At 60.5% G+C, this 5,797-nt stretch carries 4 protein-coding genes; 3 read left to right on the top strand and 1 reads right to left on the bottom strand.

All coding sequences use genetic code 11. From position 1 onward, the window contains the following. Positions 1-853, bottom strand: an 853-nt coding sequence (locus AC1DT3_RS10680; protein ID WP_477465235.1) for an alkaline phosphatase family protein, incomplete at its 3' end; no start/stop codon positions are given. A 413-nt stretch (positions 854-1,266) separates the two neighbouring features. Between AC1DT3_RS10680 and AC1DT3_RS10675 the strand changes: the two genes are divergently transcribed. From AC1DT3_RS10675 to AC1DT3_RS10665, 3 genes are all read left to right on the top strand, one after another. After that, positions 1,267-2,583 (top strand): histidine-type phosphatase, encoded by a 1,317-nt coding sequence (locus AC1DT3_RS10675; protein ID WP_477465234.1) that lies wholly within the window; start codon positions 1,267-1,269, stop codon positions 2,581-2,583. Between the two features lie 71 nt (positions 2,584-2,654). Next, positions 2,655-3,707, top strand: a complete 1,053-nt coding sequence (locus AC1DT3_RS10670; protein ID WP_477465233.1) for an AI-2E family transporter — start codon at positions 2,655-2,657, stop codon at positions 3,705-3,707. A 281-nt stretch (positions 3,708-3,988) separates the two neighbouring features. Beyond that, positions 3,989-5,734: a cache domain-containing protein gene (locus tag AC1DT3_RS10665; RefSeq protein WP_477465232.1), complete on the top strand. Its 1,746-nt coding sequence runs from the start codon at positions 3,989-3,991 to the stop codon at positions 5,732-5,734. Positions 5,735-5,797 lie beyond the last annotated feature (63 nt).

Here is a 5,797-nt window from a genome sequence, read left to right as displayed (position 1 = left end):
GGTGATAGTCGTTGGATGTTCCGGCGTCCTCTGCTGCGTCCGAATAGTCGGGATCCACGAACACCACGTTGGCAAGTTCGCCCCGGCGCGCATCCTCCCAGAAGCGATCGATCGTAAACGAAATGTCGTCGTATCGCTTGCTCTGGAAGAGGCCCGTCATCGGTTCGCCATGATAGTAATAGGCTGCACGCAACCCGGCTTGCCTCACGCGATCGAAGATCGTCGTCTGAATGGTGCACGGTCGCTCGGCATCGTTGCGCGGGAAATGATCGACGATTTCATCCATTCCCACCTGCGTGGTTCCGGTCAGCTGGTACAGCCGATTTTCCCACGTGGGTCCCTGCATCGAGCAGAAGTAGTTGTCGAACGTCGTATAGTTCTCCGCGAGGGCGGCAAGAATGGGCAGATCGCCTCGGCCGTAGTAGCTGATCGGGTATAGGTCGGCCGGAAGGTTGCGGTCGGTGCGGGTGTGGAGAAACCCATCGCAACGACCTCCTGCATATTGAACTGCGATACCCTTCCAGGTGTGGTCAGGATCCTGATAGTGACATCCCTGGTAGTCTGGCACCAACGGCCATGTAGAGTGCTCGGCACCACTCTCGTCGGCGTAACTTAGTCCCGCTTGTCGACCGTTCGCGCCCGGTAGCCACCCGAGCAGATGATCAAACGAGCGGTTCTCCATCATCAGAACGACAATCGTGTCGAATGGCGCGTCATCAGGCTGTGGCAATGCGCAAGATGCGCCTGCTGTCGTGACGCAAGCCTCTTCAGCAGCGAGGCCTGTACTGACGCCCAATGTCGTCGCGCTTGCTACTGTGGTGAGAAAACTGCGGCGTGTGAACTTGGACGGCATGGACAATCCTTGATATCCGGAACTCGGTGATGAACAATTCGGTTCGGTGCAGCAAACCGCTTCAACATCCCATTCCCACGACAAAGGCTATCGAACTCTACCGTTGCAGGCTGCGAAAGCTCGCATGGCTTAACAGTACTTGCAAGCAGCATGGTGGCCGTCGCTCAGAAAAATGCGGGCCTGAATGTCGGAACGCGCATAGGGTGTGAGCGAGGACGATCGCAGCGAACGCGCAAACGCGGCTTGGCGTGGGTTGCAGAAGCGCCAGTTCAAATTGCCTTTCACCGCGTGATCCTGCGCCTGTCGGTCGATTTGAAACACCAACAACGCCTCTGGCTCGACGTTGCCCCGATCATCCTGCTACGCTCGAGTGAAAACCGGCTGCATTGCAGGGTTGAGTTAAGGGACGACGAATGCGAAGGCTCCTGGCTTCCGGATTGATGGCTCTCGCGATCTACGTGCCGGCATCCGCGACGGCTGAAACGGTCCTCGACAAGGTCGTGATCTTCAGCCGACACGGGGTTCGCCCGCCGACGAACCAGAAAGCGCTCGATCCCCTTTCAATCGACGCCTGGCCGTCATGGCCGGTGCCGGATGGCAATCTGACGCCTCACGGCGCAGCGGCGGCGACATTGATGGGGCAGCATTTCCGGAGCTTGTATGTCGGCCCTCAATTTATCGTTCCGAGCCCCTGCCCGACGACTGGGGACGTCTTCGCCTGGGCCGACAAGGCCGAGCGCACCAGAGCGACCGCGAACGCCATCCTAGCTGGGTTGTTTCCCAATTGCGGGCTCGTGACAGGGTTCAACGCGGCAACGGCGGACGCGCTTTTCCATCCGACGGAAGCCGGTATCGCGCCCCTTGACGCGAAAGTGGCGAAGGAGGCGGTCATCGCTGCCATGGGTGGAAGCCAGCTTTCGGCCAAGAAGCACTACGCCGCGGATTTCGCACATCTGGCGACGGTTCTTCGCGGTCCCACGCCACAGGCCTGCTCGAAAGCAGGTTTGAGCGCGACTTGCCGCCTCATCGATTTGCCATGGCGCATCAGGATTGCCACGAAGGAAGGAAATCGCCTCACTCTGGCTGGGCCTCTCGCCGACGCGTCGACGGTTGGCGAGGTTATCCGCCTCGAGTATTCCGGCGGAATGCCGTCGAAACTGGTCGGATGGGGCCGCGTCAGGACAGCGTCCGATGTCAAAGCGGTGCTGAGCCTTCACAAAGCACAATACGATTTGACCTTGCGCGTTCCCTACATCGCAAAGCGGAGCGCATCGCAGATCCTCAACCAGATCGCGATCGCGCTGAAGCAGGGAACGGATTTGGCTGGAGCGAGCGACCAGGGACCGCCTCCGTCGAAACTTCTGCTGATCGTCGGTCACGACAGCAACATCGCCACCATGCAAGCCGCGCTGGGCGTGAACTGGCAGTTGGAGGATTACCCGGCGAACGACACACCGCCGGGCGGCGCAATCGTATTTGAGCGATCCCGAGACACAGTTACGAATGAACAATCGGTTCGTGCGTACTACACCGCGCAGACGATGGACCAGATCCGCAATCTGGTGCCGCTCGTCGGAGAGTCACGGCCGCAACGTGCGGCGCTCACATTGCCGGGTTGTTCGCCGTCTCGCGAAGGGCAGACCTGTGGGTTGGCGGATTTCCTCAATGGTCTTGAGCCCCGCATAGACAGAAGCGCAACGGGTCCGGTGTCCTACCAGGCGCCACCCTGACATTTCGTTGCGTTCCAGCACTCGGTTTTCTTCAGCGTTTGGCGACATATATGCAAATTCAGGAGCTGTTGATGGAAGACACGGAGCGGCAGGCGAGAACTCCGCATACTCTCATGCCTAAACGGCTGCGGATTGCGGTCGTCATCCTGCTCGCTTTGATCGGAATTTATCTCTGCTACGAACTTTCGCTTCCTTTTCTTTCGCCACTCGTCTGGGCAATGGTTCTGAGCATAATGTTCTGCCCGCTCCAGCGGTGGCTGGAGCGCTACGTTCGGAACGTCAACGTCGCCTCAGGATTGGCCGTCGCCGCGGCGGCCATCGTCGTCGGGGTTCCGTTACTCCTCGTCCTGCAGCAACTGGTGCGCGAAGTCGCGAGCGGAGCTTTGTCGGCAGAAGCCGCCTTGCGCAGCGCCGATTGGCAGGTTCTCCGTTCCTATCCACGTCTGATGGCAGCGGCCGATTGGATCCAAGAACGCCTCGATCCCGCCGGAGCCGTCAGCACACTTGCCCAGTGGCTTACGGCACAGAGCACATCCCTCCTTCGGATGTCGGTCACCCAGCTCATAACGCTCGTCCTGACTTTCTACCTGCTTTTTTACTTTCTTCGGGATCGCGAGAAATCCTGGAATGCGCTTGTGTCACTTTCTCCGATGACAAAGGCCGAGACTCGTCTCGTCGCCGATCGTTTCTTGGATACCGTATACGCAACGATCTTCGGTACTCTCGTCGTCGCGGCAGTCCAAGGAGTATTGGGCGGTTTGATGTTCTGGTGGCTCGGTCTGTCCTCCCCTCTTTTTTGGGGCGTCGTGATGGGGATGCTCGCCATCGTCCCCGTACTAGGTGCATTCGTCGTCTGGGTGCCAGCCGCAATCATTCTGGCCCTCGGAGGCGATTGGGCGAAAGCTTTGGTTCTCGCAGCATGGGGCGGCGTCGTCGTCGCCGGCATCGATAATCTTCTCTATCCGATGCTTGTGGGGAACCGTCTCAAACTCCACACCGTCGTTGCGTTCATTGGGGCTGTCGGGGGAATTATCTTTTTCGGCGCGCCCGGTCTGATCCTGGGACCGGCGACGATTACCGTGACGCTGACGCTTATCGAGATACTAAACGCCCGGTTCCGCTAGCGACGCCGATTGCCCCGGGGCCGCCTMCGGGCTTCTGCAATAGGGGCAAGTGCCAGAAAGCACGTTGTTCGAAAAAGCGCCTTTTGTAACCCTCCTCTTTCCTGTCGTAGAGTAGCGTCCACTCACGCGATCCGAGAGGTGATCCGGATGAGGCGGCGAAAGTTCACGGTGCTTCCGAGCCCCACCTTGGGCAATGGCGCCCTGCCGGCACGAGCGCCGGCATGCATACGGGTCGCAGAGACCTCTGATTTCGGCCGTCGTTCGATTGAGGCGTACGAGGCATGATCGGGCAGCGTCTTCGCTTTCGTGGCCTCTTCCGGAAGTACTTCCTCGTGCTGTTCCTAGCCGTCGTCGTTCCACTCGCGGCAAACGGCGTCAGCGAGGCCTGGTTCGGCTATCGCGACCAGCGTTCGAGGCTGGACCAACTGCTCGGCGTCGAGGCACGTTCAGCGGCATCGAGGATCCAGGGATTTGTCGATGACCTCACCAATCAGCTTGGCTGGCTGGTCCAGCTTCCCTGGAGCGATGAACTGGATGAGCGGCGGCGGATCGATGCCCAGCGTCTCCTCCGTCAGGTGCCGGCGATCGTCAACCTGACGCTCGTCGACGGTGCCGGACGCGAGCGCCTCTATGTGTCTCGGATCGGTCTGAACCGAACCGAGAGCCGCACGGACCGTTCTACCGAGCCGGCGATCGCGGGAGCGCGCTCGGCTGGGATCTGGTATGGGGAAGTCAGCTATTACAGAGGCTCCGAGCCGTATCTAACGATCGCGATTTCGGGCAACCGGCCGTCGGTCGGCGTTGTCGTCGCCGAGGTGAACCTCAAGCTGATCTGGGACGTGATCTCCGCCATCAAGATTGGAGAAACAGGCCACGCCTTCGTCCTCGACAGCGCGGGCCGTCTGGTCGCTCATCCGGACATCAGTATCGTCCTGCGTGGAAACGACGAGGCGACGCTCAAGCCTTTCCAGGCGATCCGCGAAGCGGTTGTGCGCGCCGGGGCCGGCCTCGCAACAAGCCGGGATGCGCAGGGCAACGCCATAGTGGCGGCCGCCGCGCCCGTAGCTGGTCCTGGCTGGACTGTCGTCGTCGCGCAGCCGCTCACCGAGGCCTTAGCGCCCACCTACGCCGCTCTGTGGCGAACGGCTGGCCTGCTCCTCGCCGGTGCCGCTTTCGCGGGCCTTCTCGCCTATGCATTGGCGCGCCGAATGACCGATCCGATCCGGCGTTTGGAAGAAGGAACCGAGCGCATCGGAGCCGGTCAATTCGATCACCGCATTCAGATCCGGACGGGCGATGAGCTTCAGCGGCTCGCTGACCGATTCAACGTCATGGCGGCCGAGTTGGCCGTCTCGCAAGAGCGCCAGGAGCGAATTGCAAAACTCAAACGCTTCCTAGCGCCTCAGGTGGCAGAGCTCGTCGACAGAAAGGGCGACGATGGCGTGCTCGAGGGCCGTCGCACGGAGGTCGTCGTCGTTTTCTGCGACCTGCGAGGCTTTACCTCGTTCTCGGCAAGAGCAGCGCCCGAGGAGGTCATGAGCGTGCTCTCTGAATATTATGAGGCACTGGGGAAGATCATCACGAAATACGCGGCAACACTCACGAGCTTCTCGGGCGACGGCCTGATGGTACTGGTGAATGCGCCCGTTCCGGTCGAAGACCCGGCACTCCGGGCGTTGGATCTCGCGATCGAGATGCAGCGGAGTGTGCAGGACCTCATCATCCGCTGGTGGAATCGCGGACACAGGATCGGCTTCGGCGTGGGCCTCGCCATGGGATCGGCCACAGTCGGACGGATTGGATATGAGAGCCGCTTTGACTACACGGCCATCGGCAGCGTCGTGAACCTTGCCGCCCGGCTCTGTGCATCGGCAGCAGATCGGGAAATCCTGACGGATGAGGCCGTTTCAAACGCGGTGAAGGGAAAGCGCACGCTCACCCCGCTCGGATCCCGCCTTCTCAAAGGGTACGACAAGGAACTGCCCCTGTTTGGAATTTTCTTCGCAGAGCCACCTCAAGCCGCCTAGCTCCCGGAATCGACGCTGTTCGGTCTCAGCTCCCTATCAAGATCGCTCAAATCGGTTTCGTGG

It is taken from the genome of Microvirga sp. P4_G7, from assembly GCF_056401005.1.
The sequence above is the reverse complement of the archived record's forward strand: the minus strand, read 5'-3'. Positions and strand labels throughout refer to the sequence as shown.